This window comes from Alkalihalophilus marmarensis DSM 21297 (assembly GCF_000474275.2).
GTDB classification, from domain to species: domain Bacteria; phylum Bacillota; class Bacilli; order Bacillales; family Bacillaceae_D; genus Alkalihalophilus; species Alkalihalophilus marmarensis.
The window spans coordinates 1-1,342 of the sequence record NZ_ATAE01000086.1; the positions used below are offsets into that span (position 1 = coordinate 1).

The 1,342-nt window shown below is 18.3% G+C and carries 2 protein-coding genes; both read right to left on the reverse strand.

The window, feature by feature from the left end:
* Nucleotides 1-184: 184 nt before the first annotated feature.
* Nucleotides 185-712: a transposase gene (locus A33I_RS21575; RefSeq protein WP_083477704.1), complete on the reverse strand. Its 528-nt coding sequence runs from the start codon at nt 710-712 to the stop codon at nt 185-187.
* A 21-nt stretch (nt 713-733) separates the two neighbouring features.
* The coding region (locus A33I_RS20455; RefSeq protein ID WP_022629987.1) for an IS110 family transposase at nt 734-1,342 on the reverse strand (609 nt) is incomplete at its 5' end.

Below are 1,342 nucleotides of genomic sequence, written 5' to 3' on the forward strand. Positions count from 1 at the left end.
AAATTAGTTAATAGTTTGTTAATATTTTTTAATAAAAAAGTTAAAATATAAATGATATATTAAAAATGAGTGTATTAAATAATTTATTATTTTTTAATATTTGGAAGGTTTTGGATTATTTAGATAGATGTAGTGATTAAATTATATTTTGGAATAATGTGTTGTTTTTTAATAGGGTATAAATTTAATGTAAGAGTTTATTTATATAAGTAATGATAGTTATTTTAAAAGGTTTTTTTTTATTATGTTTTTTGTTGTAGAATTTATGTAATTTTTTATTATGAGGGATAATTTTATTATTTGTTTTTTTTTTATGATAGTTTTGAATGGTATAATGTATGGTTATATATAATGTGTGATGAAGTTTGTTGGAGTTATGTTTGGTTATTTGATTTTTAGTAGTTGTGAATTTATTAGATTTAAAAATGTTTGGATTTATTTTAGTGAATGTGATTAGTTTTTTTGGATGGTTAAATTGATTAATTTTTTTAATTTTGGATATAATTGTTGTAGTGATTTTTTTTTTGATATTAGGAATTGATTTGATAATTTTATATTTTTTAATTTTTTGTGTAAGGGTATTTATTTTGGATTTTAATTTTGATAGGTGTTTTTTGTATTGGAGGATAATATTAATAAATATTTTAAGGTTTAAAATGTGATTTTGATAAATGGTTTTTTTAAATGGATTTTGAATGGTTGTAGTTTTGATTTGGGTTGTTTTATTATTAGTTTAATTTAGTGAATGATTTTTATAATTTTTGTGGATTTTTTTGGTTAAGATTTTATTATGGGTATTTAGAATATTTTTAGATGAGGGAAATTTTTTTAAAGTTAGTAGGGATATAATGGAATATAAATTTTTAAATATTTTTTTAAATTTAGGGAATATTTGATTTAGAATTGTTTGAAATTGTAATTTTGTTTGAATTAAAGTATTAGTAATATTTTTATGTTGTTTTGTAAGATTATGTAAGTTTAGGAGTTGAATATTGTGTTTTTTATAGGGTTTAAGTTTTTTTTTATAGTATAGTTTATATAGAAGATAAGTATTGGTTGTGTTTGTTTTAATTTTTTGTAGGTTGGAATTTTTGGTTTTGTAAGAAATTAATGGGTTAATAATAATTAAGAGATAGTTTTGTTTTTTAAGATAATGAATAATAGGAGTTTGATAGTGTTTTGTTGTTTTTAGAATAATTGGAGGTTTTTTTTTTGTTTTAGTTGTTAAATTTTTAATGAATTGTATAAGGGATTTAAGTTTTTTGTTAATATGTGATATTTTAAAGTTTTTATGGTATGGTTTTTTTTTATTTATGAATGTTTGTATTTGATTTTTTTTTTT